General features: G+C 73.8%; 18 protein-coding genes. 3 read left to right on the top strand and 15 right to left on the bottom strand.

What is annotated here, in order from left to right; genetic code table 11:
• Positions 1-60: 60 nt before the first annotated feature.
• From EJK16_RS04150 to EJK16_RS04125, 6 genes are all read right to left on the bottom strand, one after another.
• On the bottom strand, positions 61-2,217 hold the full coding sequence (locus EJK16_RS04150; protein WP_127126650.1) for an acyltransferase family protein: 2,157 nt from the start codon (positions 2,215-2,217) through the stop codon (positions 61-63).
• 158 nt (positions 2,218-2,375) lie between these two features.
• Entirely contained in the window at positions 2,376-5,087 is a 2,712-nt protein-coding gene (gene pcrA, locus EJK16_RS04145) for a DNA helicase PcrA (protein ID WP_127126648.1), read from the bottom strand.
• A 77-nt stretch (positions 5,088-5,164) separates the two neighbouring features.
• A complete protein-coding gene (locus EJK16_RS04140) occupies positions 5,165-5,647 on the bottom strand; it encodes a DUF456 domain-containing protein (RefSeq protein ID WP_127126646.1) in 483 nt (160 codons plus the stop codon).
• Positions 5,648-5,669: 22 nt separating this feature from the next.
• A complete protein-coding gene (locus EJK16_RS04135) occupies positions 5,670-6,011 on the bottom strand; it encodes a hypothetical protein (protein ID WP_127126644.1) in 342 nt (113 codons plus the stop codon).
• 88 nt (positions 6,012-6,099) lie between these two features.
• Complete coding sequence (locus tag EJK16_RS04130) at positions 6,100-6,798, bottom strand: response regulator transcription factor (RefSeq protein ID WP_127126642.1); 699 nt, start codon at positions 6,796-6,798, stop codon at positions 6,100-6,102.
• Positions 6,795-8,021, bottom strand: coding sequence for an ATP-binding protein (locus tag EJK16_RS04125; RefSeq protein WP_240645763.1), 1,227 nt, complete (start codon positions 8,019-8,021; stop codon positions 6,795-6,797). Before EJK16_RS04125 ends, EJK16_RS04130 begins: the two co-directional genes overlap by 4 nt.
• A gap of 136 nt (positions 8,022-8,157) precedes the next feature.
• Between EJK16_RS04125 and EJK16_RS04120 the strand changes: the two genes are divergently transcribed.
• Positions 8,158-9,996 (top strand): PspC domain-containing protein, encoded by a 1,839-nt coding sequence (locus EJK16_RS04120; RefSeq protein WP_127126638.1) that lies wholly within the window; start codon positions 8,158-8,160, stop codon positions 9,994-9,996.
• Entirely contained in the window at positions 9,993-10,430 is a 438-nt protein-coding gene (locus tag EJK16_RS04115) for a hypothetical protein (protein WP_127126636.1), read from the top strand. Before EJK16_RS04120 ends, EJK16_RS04115 begins: the two co-directional genes overlap by 4 nt.
• 96 nt (positions 10,431-10,526) lie before the next feature.
• On the opposite strand, the gene EJK16_RS04110 is transcribed toward EJK16_RS04115, so the two are convergent.
• The 9 genes from EJK16_RS04110 to EJK16_RS04070 all read right to left on the bottom strand — a co-directional run bounded on the left by EJK16_RS04110 (position 10,527) and on the right by EJK16_RS04070 (position 19,008).
• A complete protein-coding gene (locus EJK16_RS04110; RefSeq protein WP_127126634.1) occupies positions 10,527-11,027 on the bottom strand; it encodes an aromatic ring-opening dioxygenase LigA in 501 nt (166 codons plus the stop codon).
• Positions 11,028-11,291: 264 nt separating this feature from the next.
• Positions 11,292-11,792: an aromatic ring-opening dioxygenase LigA gene (locus EJK16_RS04105; protein ID WP_127126632.1), complete on the bottom strand. Its 501-nt coding sequence runs from the start codon at positions 11,790-11,792 to the stop codon at positions 11,292-11,294.
• Between the two features lie 155 nt (positions 11,793-11,947).
• On the bottom strand, positions 11,948-13,216 hold the full coding sequence (locus EJK16_RS04100) for a glycosyltransferase family 4 protein (protein WP_127126630.1): 1,269 nt from the start codon (positions 13,214-13,216) through the stop codon (positions 11,948-11,950).
• Positions 13,217-13,219: 3 nt separating this feature from the next.
• Entirely contained in the window at positions 13,220-14,836 is a 1,617-nt protein-coding gene (gene guaA / locus EJK16_RS04095; RefSeq protein ID WP_127126628.1) for a glutamine-hydrolyzing GMP synthase, read from the bottom strand.
• A gap of 66 nt (positions 14,837-14,902) precedes the next feature.
• Positions 14,903-15,427 (bottom strand): hypothetical protein, encoded by a 525-nt coding sequence (locus EJK16_RS04090; protein ID WP_127126626.1) that lies wholly within the window; start codon positions 15,425-15,427, stop codon positions 14,903-14,905.
• 59 nt (positions 15,428-15,486) lie between these two features.
• A complete protein-coding gene (locus tag EJK16_RS04085) occupies positions 15,487-16,101 on the bottom strand; it encodes a hypothetical protein (RefSeq protein ID WP_127126624.1) in 615 nt (204 codons plus the stop codon).
• Positions 16,098-17,174 (bottom strand): OmpA family protein, encoded by a 1,077-nt coding sequence (locus EJK16_RS04080; protein ID WP_127126622.1) that lies wholly within the window; start codon positions 17,172-17,174, stop codon positions 16,098-16,100. Before EJK16_RS04080 ends, EJK16_RS04085 begins: the two co-directional genes overlap by 4 nt.
• A gap of 255 nt (positions 17,175-17,429) precedes the next feature.
• Positions 17,430-17,831, bottom strand: a complete 402-nt coding sequence (locus EJK16_RS04075) for a DUF3817 domain-containing protein (RefSeq protein ID WP_240645762.1) — start codon at positions 17,829-17,831, stop codon at positions 17,430-17,432.
• A gap of 67 nt (positions 17,832-17,898) precedes the next feature.
• Complete coding sequence (locus EJK16_RS04070; RefSeq protein ID WP_240645761.1) at positions 17,899-19,008, bottom strand: SURF1 family protein; 1,110 nt, start codon at positions 19,006-19,008, stop codon at positions 17,899-17,901.
• A 227-nt stretch (positions 19,009-19,235) separates the two neighbouring features.
• Here EJK16_RS04070 and EJK16_RS04065 point away from each other — a divergent pair, with 227 nt between their 5' ends.
• Positions 19,236-21,740: a phosphoketolase gene (locus EJK16_RS04065; protein WP_127126620.1), complete on the top strand. Its 2,505-nt coding sequence runs from the start codon at positions 19,236-19,238 to the stop codon at positions 21,738-21,740.
• The last annotated feature ends 124 nt before the right edge of the window (positions 21,741-21,864 follow it).

The following is a 21,864-nucleotide window of genomic DNA, read 5'->3' as shown; positions in this document are numbered from 1 at the left end:
GCTGCGTCCTTCCGTTGAAGTCTCCAGATACCTCGACATCGAGACATCTCGGTCGAGAGCCTATCGCGCCGTGGCGTGGGTCTCACACCTTCCCACGGTGCGGGACGGCGCGTGAACCGACCTGGGGTGACGCGCCGGGTCATCCGTTCGGGCGCCCGGCGGGCTCGGGTTTCCGCAGGGCACCGCCGTTTGCGGGCGCGTCCGAGGGGTCGTCGGCCGCGGCCCCGCCTGGGGGATCGTCATCCGCCCGGCCGCCCGGCCGTCCGTCGGGACGGAGCCGTCCGCCGGTACTGAGCCGTCCGTCGGGGCGTTCGTCGCGGTCCCGGACGCCGGATCGTCGGCCGTCTCGCCGGGCAGCTGGACCGGCACACCGGTGAGGCGCTCCGACAGCTCCGCGAAGGCCTCGGCGACGACCCTGGCGTAGAGGTGCGCCCCCTCGATGCCGGGATGGATGCCGTCGGCCTGCAGCAGCTCGGGCCGCTCGGAGACCGCCGAGTGCCAGTCCGCGACGATGGCGTTGGGGTAGTCCTCGACGACGGCGTCGAGCGCCGTGTTCGCCTGGGGGATCCAGTAGCTGCCGCCGTAGAGGTTGACGACCACCACCATCCGGCGTGGCCCCAGGGAGTCGAGCACCCGGCGCACGAGGGCCTTGTCGCGCACCCCGGCGTTGGTGCCGAAGTCCAGGAAGACGGCGCGGCGCACCGTGCCCTCCTCGAGGCGGCCCTCCACGGCCGCCTCGCCGTCGGACCATCGCCGGATCGAGCGCGCGTCGAGCATGATCCCCGGGAAGCGGGCCTCGAGGCCGTCCGCGCTGGTGACGACGATCGAGTCGCCGAAGCCCGTGATCTCCGCGCCCGTGGGCATGGTGAAGTCCGCGTCGGCGGGGAGCTCAACTCTGCCCGCCTGGGCCGCCGAGGCGTCGACCGCCCGCTGGGCCGCCTCGATCTGCTTCTGGGTCTGGGTGCGCTCCGGCGCGACCGCGACGGCGACGAGCGCGGCGACGACGGCGACGCCCGTCCCGCCGGCGACCGTGCGGGCGAGGACGCGGCGGAGCGGGACGGCGCTCCGCAGGGAGGCGCGGAACGCCCGCCAGGCCCCCCGGAAGCCGTGGGAGCGTACCGGCTGCTCGAGCAGCCGGTACGACGCCGCCGCGATGGCGAGCGTGAGCGCCAGCGCGAGCCCGCGCAGGGCCCAGTGCGCCGGCGAGTCGTGCGCGGTGGGCAGGAGCTCCGCGAGGATCACCAGCACCGGCCAGTGCCACAGGTAGATCCCGTAGGAGCGCTGCCCGACCCACTCCAGCGGTGCCAGGCGCATCAGGCGCTGGAAGGGGCCGGGCGGTCCCAGCAACGCGGCGACGAGCACGATCGCGAGCACCGAGGCGAGCAGGATGCCGCCGCGGAAGGTGAAGGCGCTGGACTGGCGCAGGGTGAGCATGAGCGCCGCCAGCCCCGCGAGGGCGACGAGGGCCGTCCGTGCCCGCCACCGCCGCCACCCCCGCGAGCGCAGGACCCCGCCCGGCGCGGCCCAGGCGAACGCGAGCGCCACCCCCAGCAGGAGCCCGAAGGCGTGGGTGTCGGTCCCGTAGTAGACGCGGGTCGCGTCCTGGCCCGGGGTGTGGAGCACGGCCATGAGCCCGGCCGAGGCGGCGGCCGCCCCGAGGGCGAGCCGGACGCGCTGTCGCGCCGACGACGTCGCCGCGACAAGGGCGACGAGGAGGATCGGCCAGAGGAGGTAGAACTGCTCCTCCACCGCCAGCGACCAGAAGTTCACGAACAGCTGCGGGGCCGTGGCGGTGAAGTAGCTGGAGCCGGCCGCGATCTCCAGCCAGTTGCTGGAGAAGGTGAGCGCCCCGAGGGCCTGCCGGCCGATGCTCACGAGCAGGTCGGTGTTGACCGCCCACGCGGACGGGATGCTGACCAGGACGACGCCGACGAGCGCCGGCAGGAGCCGCCGGGCGCGCCGCAACCAGAACCGCGGCAGGTCGACACGGTGCTTCGTGCGCAGCTCCCGCAGCAGCAGGGTGGTGATGAGGAAGCCGGAGACGACGAAGAAGATGTCCACGCCCAGGAACCCGCCGGGCAACGACGCGGGGCGAAGGTGGTACACGAGCACCGCGGCGACGGCGAGGGCGCGCAGCCCGTCCAGTCCCTCGATGCGGCCGTCTTCGCCGGCGGGGCGCGCACGCGGCGCACGTTCCTGCAGCGCCTGCGTGGTCATCTGTGCCTCCCCGGGGCCGGAAGGTGCCGTGCAGGTCGAGGTTAGGCGCGCGCACCCACACGAGCCGGGACGCCGCGCGGGGCGGCGGGTTGCCGGTCCGCACGCCGACGGCGGGTTGCCGGCCCCGCACGGAGTCCGCGCGGGGCCGGCCCGCGCCGCTAGAGCTTCGTGACCGGCGAGTACCGGAGGAGCAGGCGCTTGGTCTGCCCGCCACCGAAGTCGATCTTCGCCACCGCGGACGAGCCCGAGCCCTCCAGCCCGATGACGGTGCCCACGCCATAGCTGTCGTGGGTGACCTTGTCCCCGATGTCCAGGCCGGGGATGTCACCGGCCGGTCGGGGCGCGCCCGGCCCGAAGCTCGGCGTCGTGTCCGTGGTGGAACCGAGCCTGCCGGTGCGCACGGGGCCGCTGCGCGCCCCCGAACCGCCGCGCGAGGTCCCGTCGCCGCCTCGCCGGCCCCCGGAGCCGTAGCCGCCGGAGCCGTAGCCGCCGGACCCGTAGCCGGCGCTCCCGCGCAGGGTCTCCATGGAGGACTCGGCGCGCCGCCAGTCCACGAGCTCGGTGGGGATGTCGTCGAGGAAGCGGGATGCGGGGAACTGCTGGGGCATCCCCCAGGCGGTGCGCACCGCGGCGCGGGAGAGGTAGAGCCGCTCGCGCGCCCGCGTCAGCGCGACGTAGGCGAGGCGGCGCTCCTCGGAGAGCTCGTCCTCCTCGCTGAGGGACCGCTGGTGCGGGAACGTGCCGTCCTCGAGGCCCGTGACGAACACGACCGGGAACTCCAGGCCCTTGGCGGTGTGCACGGTCATGAGGGTGACCTGCCCCTGGTCGGCGCCGGCGGCGTCGGGGATCTGGTCGGAGTCCGCCACGAGGGAGACCCGCTCGAGGAAGTCGCCGAGGTCGCCCTCGGGATCCTGCTCGGAGAACTCGGCCGCCACGGCGTGCAGCTCCGCGAGGTTCTCCACGCGCGTGGCGTCCTGCGGGTCCTCGCTCGCCCGCAGCTCCGCGAGGTACCCGGACCGGTCGAGGGCGGCGTCGAGGACCTCGGCGGGGGTGGCGCCGTCGCCGGCCATGTCCCGCAGCCCGGTCATGAGCTCGTGGAAGGCCGTCACCTGGGTGCGCGCGCGGGTGGCCAGTCCGATGACCTCGGGCACCGGGGCACCGTCGCGCTGCGCGCCGGGCCCGGCGGCGGCGTCGGCGATGGCCTGCCCGAAGGAGACGCGCTCCCGCTCGGCGTGCGCGGCCAGCATGGCCTCCGCCCGGTCCCCGAGCCCGCGCTTGGGCACGTTGAGGATGCGGCGCAGGTTCACGCCGTCGTCGGGGTTGGCTACCGCGCGCAGGTACGCGACGGCGTCCTTGATCTCCTTGCGCTCGTAGAACCGGGTGCCGCCGACGACCTTGTACGGGATGCCGGTGCGCACCAGCACCTCCTCCAGCGCCCGGGACTGGGCGTTGGTCCGGTAGAAGATCGCCACGTCACCCGGGCGGGTGCCCACCTCGTCGCCGAGCCGGTCGATCTCCTCGGCGATGAACCGGGCCTCCTCGTGCTCGGAGTCCGCCACGTAGCCCACGATCAGGGCGCCGGCGCCCGAGTCCGTCCACAGGTTCTTGGCCCGGCGTCCGGCGTTGCGGGAGATCACGGCGTTGGCCGCGGTGAGGATGTTCTGCGTGGAGCGGTAGTTCTGCTCCAGCAGGATCGTGGTGGCGCTCGGGTAGTCCTCCTCGAACTCGAGGATGTTGCGGATCGTGGCCCCGCGGAAGGCGTAGATGGACTGGTCGGCGTCGCCGACCACCGTCAGCTCCGCAGGCGGCAGCGCCCGCGGCCCGGCACCGTCCCCGGCCGGGTCGTCCGGCCGGTCCACCCCGGCGAGCTCGCGGATGAGCACGTACTGGGCGTGGTTCGTGTCCTGGTACTCGTCGACCAGGACGTGGCGGAACCGGCGGCGGTAGTGCTCCGCCACGGCCGGGAAGGCCTGCAGCAGGTTGACGGTCGTCATGATGAGGTCGTCGAAGTCGAGCGCGTGGGCCTGACGCAGGCGCTGGTTGTACATGGTGTAGGCCTCGGCGAGCGACCTGTCGAACTCGCCGGAGTCGGCGACGGTTGCGGCGTAGTCCTCCGGGTCGACGAGCTCGTTCTTCAGGTCGGAGACCTTGCGCGAGAACGCCTTGGGCGGGAACCGCTTGGGGTCGAGGTCCAGCTGGCGGCACACGAGGGTCATCAGCCGCTGGGAGTCTGCGGCGTCGTAGATCGAGAAGCTCGAGCGCAGCCCGAGCACGTCGTGCTCCTTGCGCAAGATGCGGACGCACGCCGAGTGGAAGGTGGACACCCACATCCGGGCCCCCGCCGGGCCAACGAGCGCCGAGACGCGCTCGCGCATCTCGGCCGCCGCCTTGTTCGTGAACGTGATCGCCAGCACCTCGCCCGGCCGGGCCCTGCCCGTGGCGAGCAGGTACGCGATGCGGTGGGTGAGCACCCGGGTCTTGCCCGAGCCGGCGCCGGCCACGATCAGCAGCGGCCCGCCGGTGTGGACGACGGCGGCGCGCTGCTGCGGGTTGAGCCCCTCCACCAGCATCGCGGGGTCCAGCTCGGGGCGCCCCGGGCGAGCCGAGGTCTCCAGGCCCGCGCGTCGGCGGGCGCGCGCCACCGGATCCTCGGACTGCGCGGCGTCCGGGCCCGGCGCGCCGGCGGTCAGCACGGCCTGGGAGGCCAGCGGCGCCGCGGCGCCGCGGCGCACGGCACCGAGCTCCGCCCCGGGTGGCGGGCCCGCCCGGTACTCGTCGGGGTCGTCCCGCGGGGCGAGGGCAGCGGGCAGCGGCGGCAGGTCCAGGGAGGACAGGCCGGGCAGGGGCAGGTTGTCAAACAGTGAAGTCATCTCGTCACAAGCGTAAGCGGGCCCACCGACACCCGGGCACGCGGCCCACAGGGACGGGGCCGGCCGTGAGCGACGCCTCAGGTCAGGAGGAGGCCGACAACCCAGGCGCCGGTGGCGACGAGCGCCCCGGCCAGCTCGATGAGGACGGTCAGGCCCGTGGCCTTGAGGGCAGCCACGGTGGCGCGCCAGGCCTCGCCCTGGTTGCGGCGGCGGGCCATCTCGGCGAGGTACACGCCGGCCACGAAGCCGATGGGCAGGCCCACGACCGGGATGACGAAGAACCCGACGACGCCGAGCACGCCGCCGACGAGCAGGGTGCGTCCGGGGACCCCGGCCCGGGTGAGGTAGCGCCCCGCCAGGAGGTACTTGGCCACGCCCGCGCCCAGCACGGCGAGGGCCGCGACGACGAGCACCGTCCATCCGACGACGCCCCCGGCGACCACGCCCCACACAGCGACGGCCGCCAGGACGACGAGGCCACCCGGGTAGAGCTGGACCACGGCGCCGACGAGGCCGACGAGGATGACGAGGCCGACGAGGAGCTCACCGATCGGTTCCACTGAGGTGCCCTCCGGGTAGCGGTCAGCGCCAGAGTACGGCGATGGCGATGTTCAGGACGGTCAGGCCGGCGACGGAGCCGACCAGGGCCGTGGTGGCCCTCTCCTCCTGGCGGGAGCCGCGGAACGCCAGGAACGTGATCACCAGGGTGACGACGAGCTTGACCGCGATCTTGACGTGGTTCACGTCGCCGTCGCCCATCTCGGCCAGGCCGGTCAGCACCAGGCCGGCGACGAGGGCGGTCAGCGCGCCGTGGGTGACGCCCTTCGCGATGCGCGGCGGCCGCAGGTGGGTCAGCGTGCCGCCGAGCACGATCGCCCAGCCGATCATGTGGATGACGAGGAAGATGCCGCTGACGATGTCCATAACCGCCACCCTAGGAAAGTTTCTGACACGTCGTCGCCAAGCGGGCCGCCGGGCGGCGAGAGCCTCGTCACACCGCCGCCGGCGCGGGTCACAGCAGCCGGCGGGCGGCCGCCCAGCGCGTCAGCTCGTGGCGGGAGGAGAGCTGGAGCTTGCGCAGGACGGCGGAGACGTGGGTCTCCACCGTCTTGATGGAGATGAACAGCTCCGCGGCGACCTCCTTGTAGGTGTACCCGCGGGCGATGAGCCGCATGACCTCCCGCTCCCGGGCGGTGAGACGGTCCAGCTCGTCGTCGTGCACCGCGACGTCCGCGGCGGCCGTGCCGAAGGCGTCCAGGACGAAGCCGGCAAGGCGGGGCGAGAACGCGGCGTCGCCGGCGGCCACCCGGCGCACCGCCTCCGCCAGCTCCTGCGCGCTGATCGCCTTGGTCACATAGCCGCGTGCGCCGGCACGGATCACCGCGACGACGTCCTCGCTGGCGTCCGAGACCGACAGCGCCAGGAACCGGGTCCCGGCGAGCAGGTCCGCGCACGCCGCGACCACCTCGGCGCCGCCGCCCCCGTGCCCGCCGGGCAGGTGGACGTCGAGCAGGACGACGTCGGGGCGCAGCGCGTGGGCGGCGGCCACAGCGCCCTCGACGTCGTCGGCCTCCCCCACGACGTCGATGTCCGGGGCATGGGTGGCCAGCTCGGCCCGCACGCCCGCGCGCACCAGCGCGTGGTCGTCGACGATGAGCACGCGGATCCGGCGCGCGCCGCCCTCCGCCGTGGTGCTAGCTTCCTCACTCACTGCTGCCCCTTCCGTGGCATGGCCAGATGCACCTCGGTGCCGGCAGGCCGGGCGCGGACGTCCGCGCTCCCGCCGTGGCGGTTCATGCGCCCGATGATCGACTCCCGCACGCCGTGGCGGTCCTCGGGGATGGCGGCGACGTCGAAGCCGTCACCCCGGTCGCGGACGAAGACCTCCACCTGCTCGGGCCCCACTTCGACGTACACGCTGACCGGCGGTCGGCCGTGGACGACGGCGTTGGCGAGCGCCTCGCGCGTCGCGGCGACGAGCGCGGGCGTCGCGTCGTCGGGCACGGCGTCGCCGGCGGTGACCACCTCGATCGCCACCCCGTGGCGGTCCTCGACCTCCGCGGCCGCCTGGCGCACGTCGTCGGCGATGGACGTCCCCGGCGCGGGCCGGTCGGTGTAGAGCCACTCGCGCAGCTCGCGCTCCTGCGCGCGGGCGAGACGGGCGACGTCCTCGTTGCCCCCGGCGCGCGCACGGATCATGGACAGGGTCTGCAGCACGGAGTCGTGCAGGTGGGCGGCGATGTCGGCGCGCTCGGCCTCGCGGGCCCGGGCCTCCCGCTCCGCGCCGAGCTCGCGCACCAGGCGCAGCAGCAGGGGGGCGAGCACGACGGCGATGCCCGCGACGATGGCGAGCCCGGCGGCCGCGCCGCGCAGCAGGACGCCGAGCCCCTCGCTGCGCCCGACGAGGAGCAGCGAACCGAGGACGGCGAGCGCCACCCCGGCCGCCACGCGCACCACCACCGCGCCGCGCCTGCGCGACCCGTCCGGACCCCCGGTGCGCGCGACCTCGGCGAGCTGCCCCCAGGCCAGCGCCGCCCCGGCCGCGACGATGAGGACGGGAACCAGCCACGTGGCGGGCTGCGCGGTATGGGTGCGCCCCAGCAGCAGCAGGCCCGCGACGGCGAGCAGCACGACGGCGATGGTCAGGTCCCGCGCCGTCGCCGAGAGCTGCCACACCTTCAGGCGCGGAGCCAGCCGGGCCCGCGCGGGCGGTGCGGCGTCGCGCGGGTCACCGGACGGCACCAGGAGCCAGAGCCAGACGTACATCGCCGCGCCGGCGCCCGCGACGAGGGTGGTGAGCACGAACGCCCAGCGCACCGCGGCCACGGTCCAGCCCAGGTGCGCCGCGAGCCCGGCGGAGACGCCACCGAGCACCCGCCCCTGGCGGGGCCGGCGCAGCGGGAGCCGGCGGCTCGTCGGGGCAGGCGTGGTCACGGCCCCATCGTCACACGTCAGAGCGCCGCCACCCCAGGCGCGCGCCGTGATCCAGGGTCGGGCGGGGCGAAGATCAGGGTCGGACCAGGGTGGTCCCCGATGGTCGGCGGATCCCCCGGGGCGGTTGGCTGGAGCCATGAACACGACAGACATGCCTTCGGGCGCCGACCCGGCGGGCCCCGGCCCCCGGGGCACCGGCCAGGACGACTCCGGCCCAGCCGGTTCGCAGAGCCAGCAGGCTCCAGGGACGCAGGGCCAGCAGCCCGGCGCCGGTCAGAGCACCTACGAGCATTCCGGCCAGTACGGTCCCGGCCGGTACGGCCCACCCGGGCCCGGCCAGTACGGCCCCGCGCCGTCCGGCCCGGGACAGTACGGTTCCACCTCGTACGGGGCGGGACAGTACGGACCGCCGGGGCCCCCGCCCGCTTGGCAGGCGACGCCCGCGAGCAGCGGGTTCTTCGACTCCCTTCGCCGCACCGGCGTCTGGCGGGGCGAGGACCGGTGGATCGGCGGCGTCGCCGCGGGCGTGGCACGCCGGCTCGACGTCGACCCCCTGCTCGTGCGTGGCATCCTCGTCGTGATGACCCTCTTCGGCGGTCTCGGCATGCTGCTCTACGGCGTCGCCTGGGCCCTGCTGCCGGAGGAGTCCGACGGGCGCATCCACCTTCAGGAGGCGCTGCGCGGGAACGTCGACGCGGCGCTGGCCGGCGCCCTCGCCTTCGTCGTCATCGGGATCTCCCGGCCGGGCACGTGGTGGGGCACCTGGTCAGGCAGCGACGGCTACTTCTGGTCGCTCGTCAGTCTCGCGAGCATCGCCGTGATCGTCGTCGGCGTCTACGCCCTCGCCCGCAACCGTGGCCCCCGGCCCCCGCGCCAACCGGTGACGCCGTCCGGCTCCCCCACGTGGCCCGCCGCGGCGCCCTCCGGCACGCCGACATGGTCCGCCGCGGCGCCCTCCGTGACTCCGGCTGGCGGCCCCGCCGCGTCGACCGCCGGCCCCGCCCCGTCGACCGCCGGACCCTGGCACGGTTCCGCCGGCCCCGCGCCGGCATGGTCCGCGCCCGCGGCTCCCGGGGCCGCGCCGCCCTGGTCGGGCACGGGTGGGCCGGTCGCCCCCCGACCGACCCCGCCGCCGGTGCCCCCGCGCCCCGTCACGCCGGGACCGGGCCAGAGCGTGGTAGCCGTCGTGCTGGCGCTGTGCCTCGCCGCCGTCGCCGCCCTGCTGCTCCTCGACCGGACGGGCAACATCGCGGTCGGCTGGCTGCTGCCGCTCATGATCGGCGGCGCGGTCCTCGCGCTCCTGGGTCTGGGCGTGCTGATCTCCGGAGCCCGCGGCCGCCGGGGTGGCGTCCTCGCCGTCCTCGGTGTGCTCCTCGCGCTCGTCGTGGTTCCCGGCACGATGGCCGCCACCGCGGTCCCCGCCGGCATCGACCTGTCCCGCCGCGCGGGGGTCGGTGACCTCTCCGTCTCGCCCAGCACCGCAGCGGCGGCCGCACGCGGCTACGAGCTGGCCGCGGGGAACCTCGAGATCAACCTCGCCGACCTTCCGATCGGCACCGGGTCCGTCACCATCCCGGTGGACGTCGGCGCCGGGGACGTCACGATCAGGGTCCCCGCCGACACGGCCCTCCGCGTGGAGGCCTCCGTGGGGGCGGGCATCGTCGAGTCCCGCACCCAGCCCGGCTGGTCCGGCGCCTTCTCCGACGGCGGGACCCCGACGGCGGAGGACACGGGCAGCCGCGTGCACACCACCTGGGGCAACGGGCTCGGCATCGACACGACGCTGCAGTCCCCCGCCGCCCAGCGCGACGGCGCCGACGTCGTCGTCGTGGCGAACTCCGGTGCCGGCCGGATCTATGTGGTCGAGGACGACCCCGTGACCGCGGGCGAGCAGGCCACCGGGGCGGCGCTTCCCGCCGACGTCGGTGGGGCCGGCCAGGTCACCGTGGGCACGAGCAACGAGGAGCAGCGATGAACGAGCACGAGACCGAGCCCCTGGGACGCCCCGTCCCCCCGGCGACGCCCGCGAGGACCGAGGCGGAGACCGAGTCGTTCCCCGCCCGGGGCCCGGAGCCGGACACGACGTCCCTCCCGAGGACCACCGCGGGGGCTGATGAGAGCCGCGGCTCCGTCGGCTCCCCCGCCGGGTCGACGGTCTGGTCGGCCTCCACCGGGGCGCCCCCGGCTCCCGCCACCACCTCACGGGGCCCGCGGTCGGGCACCCTCGTCCTGGGCCTGGTTCTGGCGCTGTGCGGGGCGGCCGCCGTCGCCGTGGCCCTGGGTTTCCGCCTCGACCTGCAGCTCGCGGTGATCGTCGTGCTGCTCCTCGCCGCCGTGACCCTGCTGCTCGTGCCGCTCCTGCAGCGATCGCGCCGGGACCGAGGCCCCGGCGCGGGCACCGGCGGGTAGGCGCCCGGGCACCACACACCACGCGGCGCCGTGGGCGAGAACCTCGCCCACGGCGCCGGGTGATGTGTGCGTTCGGGGACCGGGTCCCGGGGGCCGTCAGGCCAGGACGCGCTCGCGTGCCTCACCGGCGACCTGGGGGGCCGCCTTGCTCAGGGAGCTGAAGGCCCAGCCGACGAGGATGAGGACGACACCCAGGCCCATGACCAGGGCGGCGACGCCGTAGGCGACGACCGAGGTGAACAGCGAGGCCCGCAGGAACGAGGCGTTCATGACCGTGTTGCGCTGGGTCTGCAGCTCCTCGGCGGCGGCGGTGTCACCGGACTCCTTGGCCGCGTTGACGGCGGCCCCCAGCTCCGCGTAGGTCTTGCCCTCGGTGGCCTTCAGCGCGTGGGTGTTGATGATCCCCGCCTGGGCGTAGGCCGAGAACGGGCCGTCGACCGTGTCCCCGGGCAGCATCGGCGAGTCCTCCGAGACCGTGATCTTCTGGTCGGCGAGCTGGCTGGAGATCATGCCCCAGGTGACGCCACCGGCGACGATGAAAATGATTCCGGCGATGATGGCGATGACTCCCGTGATCTTGGCGGGGGCGCTTCTCATGGTTTCGTCCTTCTGTCGGTCTCGGTGCGGCGCTGGCTCACGTCGAGCCGGCTCTCCTGCGTCCCGGGCGGCCTGCCCGGATCGCGTGTCAACGAGAACAACCTATAACGGACAATTCTGCGTCAACGCGACGAAGGTCCCATGTCGGAAGTGATGCGGGCAACTCGCTCATATTCCTGCCCCGCGCGTCACGGACGCCGTGGGCGAGCGCTCGCCCACGGCGTCCGTGGTGTCAGGGTCCGCCCCTGGGCGGACGTGGTGCCCTCAGGCGTTGACCCGCTCGCGGGTGGGGGCCACGACCATCGGGGCCGCAGCGCTCAGGGAGTTGAAGGCCCAGCCGACGAGGATGAGGACGACACCCAGGCCCATGACCAGGGCGGCGACGCCGTAGGCGACGACCGAGGTGAACAGCGAGGCCCGCAGGAACGAGGCGTTCATGACCGTGTTGCGCTGGGTCTGCAGCTCCTCGGCGGCGGCGGTGTCACCGGACTCCTTGGCCGCGTTGACGGCGGCCCCCAGCTCCGCGTAGGTCTTGCCCTCGGTGGCCTTCAGCGCGTGGGTGTTGATGATCCCCGCCTGGGCGTAGGCCGAGAACGGGCCGTCGACCGTGTCCCCGGGCAGCATCGGCGAGTCCTCCGAGACCGTGATCTTCTGGTCGCTGAGCTGGCTGGAGATCATGCCCCAGGTGACCCCACCGGCGACGATGAAAACGATGCCGGCAATGATGGCGATGATTCCCGTGATCTTGGCGGGGGCGCTCTTCATGATGATTGTGTCCTTCCAGGACTCTCGGTCTCGGTGCGGCGCTGGCTCACGTCGAGCCGGCCCCTCCTGCCTTCTGGTCCGGCGCTTTTCCGCCGTCCGTCGTGCTACACCAAGAAAACTAGGCCAGACATTTCGGGCCCATCGCGACAAAGGTCCTAGGCGAGGTCTGACGGCCCGCTCTGCGGCCACGGCCCGGCGGACCGATCGCCGGCGCGGACGTACAGCCGCTGCGCCGCCGCGAGCACGTCGGCCCAGTCGGCGGCGGGAGGTGTCGCGCGGTTGTGCGCCAGGATCCGGCCCAGGAGACCGTCCTCCTGCGCCAGCCGGACGAGCGCGTCTGCGAGGGCCGCGTCGGAGGCGGCATCGTCCAGCCCGTCGGGGCGGTCCCGGGCGAGGAGTCCGTCGACCTCGTCGGTGACGAACTCGCTCACGCCGGTCCCGCGCCCGGCCACCACCGCCAGCCCCGCCGCGCGCGCCTCCAGCGCGGCGATCCCGAACGCCTCCAGCCGCGCCGGGGCCACGAAGACGTGCTCCCCCGCGTACCGCGCGGCGAGCTGCTCGCGAGGGACTCGGCCCACGACCTCGACGACGTCGGTCAGGCGGAGCCTGTCCACCTCGGCGCGCACCGAGGCCTCCGCGGGGCCCGAGCCGACGAGGCTCAGGTGCACGCGGGGCCGGCCGGCGCCGTCGTGCCCCAGCCGTTCGTGCACCGCCGCGACCACGCGGACGAGCGGCACCGCCCGCTTGCGCGGAGCCAGGCGCTGGGTCGCGACCACCCGCAGCGCGCCCGACGGCGGAAGCGGCGGGGTCCGCGGGTCGGGGGTGCCCGGTGCCGGCGCACCGGACGTGCGCGGGGGCGCCCACGCGGCGACGTCCAGGCCGTTGGTCAGCACGAGGACGTCGCCCGGCGGGCGCCCTAGGACCTCCGCCACGCGGCGGCCGGCGACCGTGGAGACCGCCGAGACGGCCATCGGCGCCCGGTCCCAGCCGGTCAGCCGGGCGCCGACGCGGTAGAGCGGCACCACGCCGTCGAGCATGCAGTGCCACGTGATCGCCAGGGGCAGGCCCAGGCGCCGGGCGGCGCGGGCACCGGCGTACGCGAACGGCGACAGCACCCCCGCGTGGACGTGGACGACGTCGGGGCGCAGCTCGCGCAGCGCCCGGCGCAGCAGGACGTCCTCGAGGGGATGGACGGGCACGCCCAGGGTGAGCGCCGTGGCGAGGCGGTGCACCGTGGGGCCGCCCGGCTCCAGCGGGGCGGGCGACCTGCTCCGGCGGCCCACCGCGACCGCCGAGGCGGCCGTGGCCGTGAGAACGTGCACGTCCAGCCCCGCCCTGACCTGTTCGACGGCGAGATCGTGGACCTGGGTCTCGATCCCGCCGACGCGTGGCGGGTAGCAGTCAGAGACGTGCGCGACGCGCACGTCTCACTCCCACTCGATGGTGCCCGGCGGCTTGCTCGTCACGTCCAGGACCACGCGGTTGACTTCGGGCACGGAGTTGGTGATGCGGGTCGAGATCGTGGCGAGCACGTCGTAGGGCACGCGGGACCAGTCGGCGGTCATCGCGTCCTCTGAGGAGACCGGGCGCAGCACGACGGGGTGCCCGTAGGTGCGCCCGTCCCCCTGCACGCCGACGGAGCGCACGTCGGCGAGGAGCACGACTGGGCACTGCCAGATGTCCCGGTCCAGCCCCGCCCTGGTCAGCTCCTCGCGGGCGATCGCGTCGGCCGCGCGCAGGATCGCCAGCCGCTCGGCGGTCACCTCGCCGATGATGCGGATGCCCAGGCCCGGGCCCGGGAAGGGCTGGCGCCACACGATCGTCTCGGGCACGCCCAGCTCGAGCCCGACGGCGCGGACCTCGTCCTTGAACAGGGCCCGCAGGGGCTCGATGAGCGTGAACTGCAGGTCGTCGGGCAGCCCGCCGACGTTGTGGTGGGACTTGATGTTGGCCGCGCCCTCGCCGCCGCCGGACTCGACGACGTCGGGGTACAGCGTCCCCTGGACGAGGTACTTCACCTCGGTGCCGGCCTCGCCCGCCTCCTCCACGACCTCCCGCGCCGCCTGCTCGAACACGCGGATGAACTCGCGGCCGATGATCTTGCGCTTGGTCTCCGGGTCGGTGACCCCGGCCAGCGCGGCAAGGAACCGCTCGGACGCGTCGACGACCTTGAGCTTCACGCCCGTGGCGGCGACGAACTCCTCCTCGACCGCCTCGGCCTCGCCCTCGCGCAGCAGCCCGTGGTCGACGAACACGCAGGTGAGCTGGTCGCCGACGGCCTTCTGGACGAGCGCGGCGGCCACCGAGGAGTCGACGCCGCCGGACAGGCCGCAGATGACGCGGTCGGTGCCGACCGTCGCGCGGATGGCCTCGACCTGCTCGGCGATGACGTTGCCGGGCGTCCAGGTCGGCGCCAGGTTCGCGCCGTCGTAGAGGAAGTGCTCGAGGGCCTCCTGCCCGAGGACGGAGTGCTTGACCTCCGGGTGCCACTGCATGCCGTAGAGGCGCCGCTCGCGGTCCTCGAAGGCGGCGACCGGGGACCCGGTGGAGGTGGCGAGCACCTCGAACCCCTGGGGCGCGGCCTGGACGGCGTCGCCGTGGCTCATCCAGACGGTCTGCTGGGTGGGCGAGCCGGCGAGGAGCTCGCCGGCGGCCGCGAGCTGGACCACCGTGGAGCCGTACTCGCGCGAGCCGGTGTTCGCGACCGTCCCGCCCAGGGCGCGCGCCATGGACTGGAAGCCGTAGCAGATTCCCAGGACCGGGACGCCGGCCTCGAACAGCGCGGGGTCGGTGACCGGGGCGTCCTCGGCGTACACCGACGCGGGACCGCCGGAGAGGATGATGCCGGCCGGGTCCTTGGCCAGCATGTCGTCCACGCTCATGGTGTGCGGGACGATCTCGGAGTAGACGTTCGCCTCGCGGACCCGTCGGGCGATGAGCTGGGCGTACTGGGCGCCGTAGTCCACCACCAGGACGGGGCGTTCGGTGCGTGCGGGCGCGGTCTCGTCAGGCGCCGCGGCGAGCGGCTTGTCGGGGGTGCTCACCGGGCCAGGATAGTGCGCCGGTGCGCGCCGCCGCCGCGGGGTCCGCGTGCCGTGCGCCACGCGCGCTCAGCCGGTCCGGACCTCGATGCTCTGCTCGACCTGTTGGACCGTCTGGTCCGCCAGGTCCTTGCCCGTCAGCGCCACCACGACGGTGCGTTCCGTCTCGGAGTCGTGCGCCGCCCAGCCCACGCCCTGGTACGCGCCGTCCTCGTAGGTGAAGTCCCAGCGCCACAGCTCCCGGTCGCCGTCCGTCTCGACCTCGGAGAACTCATCGCCCTCGTCGAGCCGGCCGAAGGGCGACTCGAGGCGCACCACGGTCAGGGTGGAGCGCGCCGACGCCGTCCCGTACTCGGTCGCCGCGGCGAGCTGGACGTCGGGGCTCTCCCTGGTGTCCTGCAGCACCAGGTCGTAGGCGCCGGCCTGCTCCTCGGGAACCTCGATCAGCTCCTCGGGGGCGTCGACCGCGAGCCAGCCCCGCTCCAGCCGCATCCATCCCTCGGGCGTTCCCGTGCCCGAGCACGCGGTCAGGAGCACGCCGGCCGCGACGAGCGCGGCAGCGCGCCGTACCCCTCTGCGGGTCGGGAGCTTCATCGGCATCTCCTGCCTACCGTCCTTCGTGCGAAAGAGCCGCCCGCCCGGGTGAGCGTCGCTCAAGACCGGCTGACCGGCAGCCCCTCGATGGGATCGAAGCCGGGGATGTCCAGGGTGATGGACCGCGAGCTCTCGGCGAGCGGCGGGTAGGTGGCGTAGAGCGTGATGCCGTCCAGGTTGACCGTCTTCGGTGCCGTCGAGCACATGCAGAAGCCCGCGTCGGCGAGGGTCTCGCCCTCCTCGTAGCCGAGATAGGGCGCGTACCGGACCTGGGCGTCCTGGTCGACGATGGACACGTCCCGGACGTCCATCATCAGCATGCGGGTCGAGTTGAAGGCGTCGAGCGGGAGCGGCTCCTCCTCCTGCTGGGTGCCGTAGAGCGTGAAGGTGACCAGGGTGCTCTCGGGCGAGGCGTCGACCGTCTCGACGGCGACGCGCACCGGCGTCCGCCGCGGCCCGTCCGTGACCACACCGTCAGCCTCGGCGAGCGGTTCCACGTCGGCCACCGAGCCGAAGACGGCCGCGGCGACGTCCTCGGTGGTCTTGCCCGGCTCGGCGCTCGCGCCGGAGGGGCCACCCGGTTCGGGGGCGGTCGGCTCGCGGCCGGCGTTCGTGCACCCCGCCAGCACCAGCACCGCGGCCGCGACGCAAGCCGCTCGTCGCCCGGTCGTCATTTCTGCCCCTCCACCCGATAGGCGACCGTGACCCGCCGGTTCTTGGCGCGGCCCTCCTCGGTGCCGTTGTCGGCGACGGGCTCGTCGGGGCCCTTGCCTGCCACGACGAGCGTCACGTCGCTGCCCGCCACGACCGGCGACAGCATGTCGGCGACCGCCTGGGCGCGCTGCGTGGACAACGTCTGGTTGTCGACGGTTCCCTTGACGGAGTCCGAGTGCCCCGTCACCGTGATCTCCCCGGCGCCGCGGGCGGCGATGTCCTCCGCGATCTCCCGGACGCGGCCGCGAGCCTCGCCCGAGACCTCAGCCGACTCGACGGCGAAGAGCACGTTGGCGTCGAAGGTCACCTCCACCTGGTCGGGGGTCTCCGCCACGGCCGCCGTCCCCTTGAGGTCCTCCGCGCGGGAGATCAGGTCGAACGTGACGGCCGCCGGGTCGGCGGTGGCCAGCTCATCCGCCGTCGGGAGCTCCGGCCACCCCTTGCCGAACACCGTGAACGGCTCGTCCACCGCGGGCTCCAGGGCCCCTTCGCCGACCGGGACATCGGCGACGGTGACGCCCCACTCCATGCGTAGGTCCACGGTGGTCGTGGTCTCGGGCAGCTCGGGGAACATCGCGAAGACCGTGACGAGCTGGCCCGCGGGGGCTTCCATCCCGATGGTGCTCGAGGTCATCTCCACCTCGCCGTGGAGCGGGCGGTACGCGGTGAGCTCGCCGGTGTCGACCAGGCTGATGTTCGCGGCCTCGACCAGCTCGTAGTCACTGGGCGCGGGCTCGAACGCCATCCCGCCGTTGAAGGCGTCGGCCGCGCCCTCGTCGACGCCGACCGAGTAGTAGACGGCGGTGCCCCCTTCGACCCGGCGTACCGCGTGCACGGCACCGACGATCTCGGTGCCTGAGCTGAGCCAGAAGTCCGGGTACCGGAAGGTCCCCTCGACGGGGAGCTCCTCCGACCCCAGCTCCGCGGTGGGCTCCTCGGTGGCAGCCGCGGCCGAGGCCGCCAGCACCAGCGCGCAGGCGGCCGTCGCGCCCACCGCACCGACCATGCGGCGGTGTCGTGGTCGAGCTGTCATCTCTGTCCTCTCCGGCAGGTGTGCTGCAGACCCACGGAGATTATTCGGGCATGCGTCGTCCGCTGCACGTTATCAACGGACCACGCCCGGGTCGAGGACGTCATCCGCAGGCGGCGCCATGCTGCGCGCCCCCGACCTGCGGCCCGGGTCGTCCCTGCCGCGCGTCGGGGGCCGGCGGTGGGCCGGGCCCCGGCCTGGTGGTCCGCGCTCGGTCTTCGCGTGTCCTTCGTCAGCGCGCGCGGCGTCAGCGGGCGGTCAGCGGGCGCGCGCGGCCGTGCGGGCGACCATGGCGGGCAGGTCGGCCTGGAACCAGCGCTTGGCGCGGGTCTCCATGATGAAGGAGAGGAACGGCACCACACCGCCGGCGATGAGGGCCACCATGCGGCCGAAGCCCCACCGCATCGACGACCAGAGGTTGAAGACGGTGACGGCGTAGATCACATAGATCCAGCCGTGGACGATGGCCACCCAGGTGCCCAGCACGGGCTCGCCGCCGTTGAAGCCGTACTTGAGGACCATCTCCAGGCACAGGATCAGCAGCATCGTGCCGGTGACGAAGGCCATCGCCCGGTAGGCGCTGAACGCGCTGCGCGCCTTGCGCTCCAACGCCGCGGCGGCGGGCCCCTGGTCGGTCCGGGGTAGGTCAGGGCTGGTCACGATGATCCCTTCGATCGGCTGGCGCCCAGTCTCTCATCCGCGCCGCGGAGGCACGCACGGCCGGCGCTCAGGCCACGCCGACGTCCTCGCGGCGGTAGGCCACGTCGTCGCGGACCATCCGCCACCAGACGAACAGCGCGAAGCCACCGAAGATGACCCACTCGGCGGCGTAGGCCAGGTTCTGGATGTTCAGCCCCGTCTCCTCGGCCATCGTCGGGGGCGGCGCGTGCGGGAGGCCCGTCGGCGAGGTGGCGGAGCGGGTGCCGTCCGGGGCCTCGGTGAACGCCACCAGGTACCCGCCGTAGGTGGGGCCGCCCCACAGGTTCGCCAGCTCCGCGGAGCTGATCGCCCCGACCATCCCGGACGGGTACCGCTCGGACACGGCGGCCTCCGAGCCGCCGAGGTACCCCGTGACGGTCTGCTCGCCGGTCGGCACGGCGAGCAGCGCGGCCGTGGCGGCATCCGCCGGCTCGGCCGCCCCGCCCTCGGTGCTGATCGACGCCGACGGCACCCAGCCGCGCACCACGGGAATCATCGCTCCGGCGTCGCGTCCCCGGCTCACCCACAGGCCCGTCACGACGAGCGCGGCATCCTCGCCGTCCACGGCCCGGTCCGGGACCAGCACCTGCTGGCCGGGGCGGTAGGCGCCGGTGACCTCGACCGGCACGGCGAGCTCGTCCGCGGTGAAGGAGGTCTGCGCCCGCAGCACGTCCTCGAGCGGCACCGGGTCACGGGCGAGGCGCGCGGCGTGCGCGGTCTCCGCGGCCTCGGCGCCGCGGCTGGTGGCCCGGTCCAGCTGCCACGCCCCGAGCCGGACGCACACGAGCGCAGCGGCCAGCAGCAGGACGAAGAGGCCGAGCATCCGCGGCGTCACCGCCGCGCGGAGGTAGTCCGCGCGCGTCCCGGTCACCCGGTCCCGCCACCGCCCGTCCCCGCCGGCACCTCGAGGGGCGCCGTCACCGGGCGCACCGCCGGAACCGGCACCGCCGTCGGCACCGCCTCCGTCCATGCCGGCGCCACCGCCGGGCCCCGCGCCCGCCGGCGGGGCGACGGCGGGCGCCGCGCCCGGCGTCGAACCGTCCGTGTCGGTGCGGCCGCCCGCGGCGGAACCGCGCACCGGGGCGTTGCCGGCGGCCGCGGGGGCCCGTGCGGCCGCGGCGGCGGGGTCTAGGTCCACGGGCCCAGGTTACGTGTCCGCGCGTGTGGTCCGTCCCCTGTGGGATCAGCCACTAAACCTCCCGGAAAGGGGGATTGGGGTGCCGCCGAAGGGCGCACCCAGGCCCGTTTGGAGGAGACTTGCTCCGTCGGAACCACCCTCGACGGGTCCGCCGGCGCCCCGCCGCTCGCTCGGCCACGGCGCCGGGGACCGTTCCGTCGCGGGGAAGACCAACCGAGGAGATCCGGATGAGTACTACGACCAGCGCCGCGCCCTCCACCGCGTGGCGGCACCGCGCCGAGAGCGCCAGCGGAGAACTCGACTCCGCCACGCTCCAGCGTGTCGACGCCTGGTGGCGCGCGGCCAACTACCTCTCCGTCGGGCAGATCTACCTGCTCAAGAACCCGCTGCTGCGCACGCCTCTCGACCGCGACGACGTCAAGCGCCGCCTGCTCGGCCACTGGGGTACCACCCCGGGCCTGAACTTCCTGTACGCGCACATGAACCGCGTCATCCAGGAGCGCGAGGTCTCGGCCATGTACGTCACCGGCCCGGGCCACGGCGGTCCCGGCCTGGTCGCGAACACCTACCTCGAGGGCACGTACACCGAGACCTACCCCGCCATCACCCAGGACGAGGAGGGGCTCGGCCGGCTGTTCAAGCAGTTCTCCTTCCCGGGCGGCATCCCCTCGCACGTGGCGCCGGAGACCCCCGGCTCCATCCACGAGGGCGGCGAGCTCGGCTACGCCCTGTCCCACGCCTACGGCGCCGCGTTCGACAACCCCGACCTGCTGGTCTTCGCCGTGGTCGGCGACGGCGAGGCCGAGACCGGCCCGCTGGCGACCTCGTGGCACTCCAACAAGTTCGTCAACCCCGCCAAGGACGGCGTCGTCCTGCCCGTTCTCCACCTCAACGGGTACAAGATCGCCAACCCCACCGTGCTGGCCCGCATCCCCGAGGAGGAGCTGGCGGACCTCATGCGCGGCTACGGCCACAAGCCCCACTTCTTCACCGGTGGCTTCGAGGGCGAGGACCCGGCGGCCTTCCACCGCCGCTTCGCCGAGCTGCTCGACGTGGTCCTCGACGAGATCGCCGACATCAAGGCCAAGGCGGCCGCCACGCCCGAGGACGAGATGGAGCGCCCGCAGTGGCCCATGATCGTCTTCAAGACCCCCAAGGGCTGGACCGGCCCCAAGGAGATCGACGGCAAGCGCACCGAGGACTCGTGGCGCTCGCACCAGGTGCCGCTGGCCAGCGCCCGTGACACCGACGAGCACCTCAAGGACCTCGAGACGTGGCTCCAGAGCTACCGCCCCGACGAGCTCTTCGACGAGAACGGCCGGCTCCGGCCCGAGATCGCCTCGCTCGCCCCCGCCGGGTACCTGCGCATGAGCGCCAACCCGGTCACCAACGGCGGCCTGGTGCTCAAGGACCTGCGCCTGCCCGACTGGCGCGACTTCGCCGTCGACGTCGAGGCCCCCGGCGCCCCGATGACCGAGGCCACCCGCGTCCTGGGCAAGTACCTCACCGAGGTCATCCGCCTCAACCCGGACAACTTCCGCATCTTCGGCCCCGACGAGACGGCGTCGAACCGCCTGCAGGACGTCTACGACGTCACCGCCAAGCAGTGGAACGCCGAGTACCTGCCCACGGACGTCGACGACCACCTCTCCCGCGCCGGCCGCGTCATGGAGATGCTCTCGGAGCACCAGTGCCAGGGCTGGCTCGAGGGGTACCTCCTCACCGGTCGCCACGGACTGATGAGCTCCTACGAGGCGTTCATCCACATCATCGACTCGATGTTCAACCAGCACGCGAAGTGGCTGAAGGTCACGGACGACATCCCGTGGCGCCGCCCCATCGCGTCGCTGAACTACCTGCTGTCCTCGCACGTGTGGCGCCAGGACCACAACGGGTTCTCGCACCAGGACCCGGGCTTCATCGACCACGTGGTCAACAAGAAGGCCGACATCATCCGGGTCTACCTGCCGCCGGACACGAACACCCTGCTCTCGACGTACGACCACGTGCTGCGCTCCAAGCAGTACGTCAACGTGGTCGTGGCCGGGAAGCAGCCCGCCCCGAACTTCCTGAGCATGGAGGACGCGACGAAGCACTGCGCCCGCGGCCTGGGCATCTGGGAGTGGGCCGGCACGGAGGTCGAGGGCGAGGCGCCCGACGTCGTCCTCGGCTGCGCCGGTGACGTCCCCACCCTGGAGACGCTGGCCGCGGCGGACCTGCTGCGCCAGCACATCCCGGACCTGAAGGTCCGCGTGGTCAACGTCGTCGACCTCATGCGCCTGCAGGACGAGAAGGAGCACCCGCACGGCCTGAGCGACCGCACCTTCGACACGATCTTCACCGCCGACAAGCCGGTCGTGTTTGCCTACCACGGCTACCCGTGGCTGATCCACCGACTCACCTACCGCCGCCACGGCCACGGCAACATCCACGTGCGCGGCTTCAAGGAGGAGGGCACCACCACCACGCCCTTCGACATGGTGATGCTCAACGACCTCGACCGCTACCACCTGGTCATGGACGTCATCGACCGGGTGCCGGGGCTGGCCGCGAAGTACGGCCCGCTGCGCCAGAAGATGGTGGACCTCCGCCTCGAGGCCCGCCAGTACACCCGCGAGTTCGGCGAGGACATCCCCGTCGTGGCCGAGTGGGTGTGGCCGGACGTCGGCGAGACCGGCACTGAGCGCGGCGGCCCCAACGCCACCGTGTTCACCGGCGGGGACAACGAGTAGCCCCACCCGCACCACGGCACGGACGGCTTGAGCCGGGGGCCGGTGGGTCAGCAGACCCACCGGCCCCCGCACGAACACGCCGGGCACCCAGCAGGGGCGCCCGCACACAGAGAGGGACCACGAC

Source organism: Georgenia sp. SYP-B2076 (assembly GCF_003991205.1).
Lineage (GTDB): Bacteria > Actinomycetota > Actinomycetes > Actinomycetales > Actinomycetaceae > Georgenia.
The sequence above is the reverse complement of the archived record's forward strand: the minus strand, read 5'-3'. Positions and strand labels throughout refer to the sequence as shown.

Excerpts from the sequence above, each read along its gene's own strand:
- EJK16_RS04120 (WP_127126638.1), top strand. The coding sequence starts at position 8,158 with ATGAACACGACAGACATGCCTTCGGGCGCCGACCCGGCGGGCCCCGGC.
- pcrA (WP_127126648.1), bottom strand. The coding sequence starts at position 5,087 with ATGACTTCACTGTTTGACAACCTGCCCCTGCCCGGCCTGTCCTCCCTG.
- EJK16_RS04150 (WP_127126650.1), bottom strand. The coding sequence starts at position 2,217 with ATGACCACGCAGGCGCTGCAGGAACGTGCGCCGCGTGCGCGCCCCGCC.
- EJK16_RS04090 (WP_127126626.1), bottom strand. The coding sequence starts at position 15,427 with ATGAAGCTCCCGACCCGCAGAGGGGTACGGCGCGCTGCCGCGCTCGTC.
- EJK16_RS04065 (WP_127126620.1), top strand. The coding sequence starts at position 19,236 with ATGAGTACTACGACCAGCGCCGCGCCCTCCACCGCGTGGCGGCACCGC.
- EJK16_RS04080 (WP_127126622.1), bottom strand. The coding sequence starts at position 17,174 with ATGACAGCTCGACCACGACACCGCCGCATGGTCGGTGCGGTGGGCGCG.
- EJK16_RS04135 (WP_127126644.1), bottom strand. The coding sequence starts at position 6,011 with ATGGACATCGTCAGCGGCATCTTCCTCGTCATCCACATGATCGGCTGG.
- EJK16_RS04110 (WP_127126634.1), bottom strand. The coding sequence starts at position 11,027 with ATGAGAAGCGCCCCCGCCAAGATCACGGGAGTCATCGCCATCATCGCC.
- EJK16_RS04085 (WP_127126624.1), bottom strand. The coding sequence starts at position 16,101 with ATGACGACCGGGCGACGAGCGGCTTGCGTCGCGGCCGCGGTGCTGGTG.
- EJK16_RS04105 (WP_127126632.1), bottom strand. The coding sequence starts at position 11,792 with ATGAAGAGCGCCCCCGCCAAGATCACGGGAATCATCGCCATCATTGCC.
- EJK16_RS04115 (WP_127126636.1), top strand. The coding sequence starts at position 9,993 with ATGAACGAGCACGAGACCGAGCCCCTGGGACGCCCCGTCCCCCCGGCG.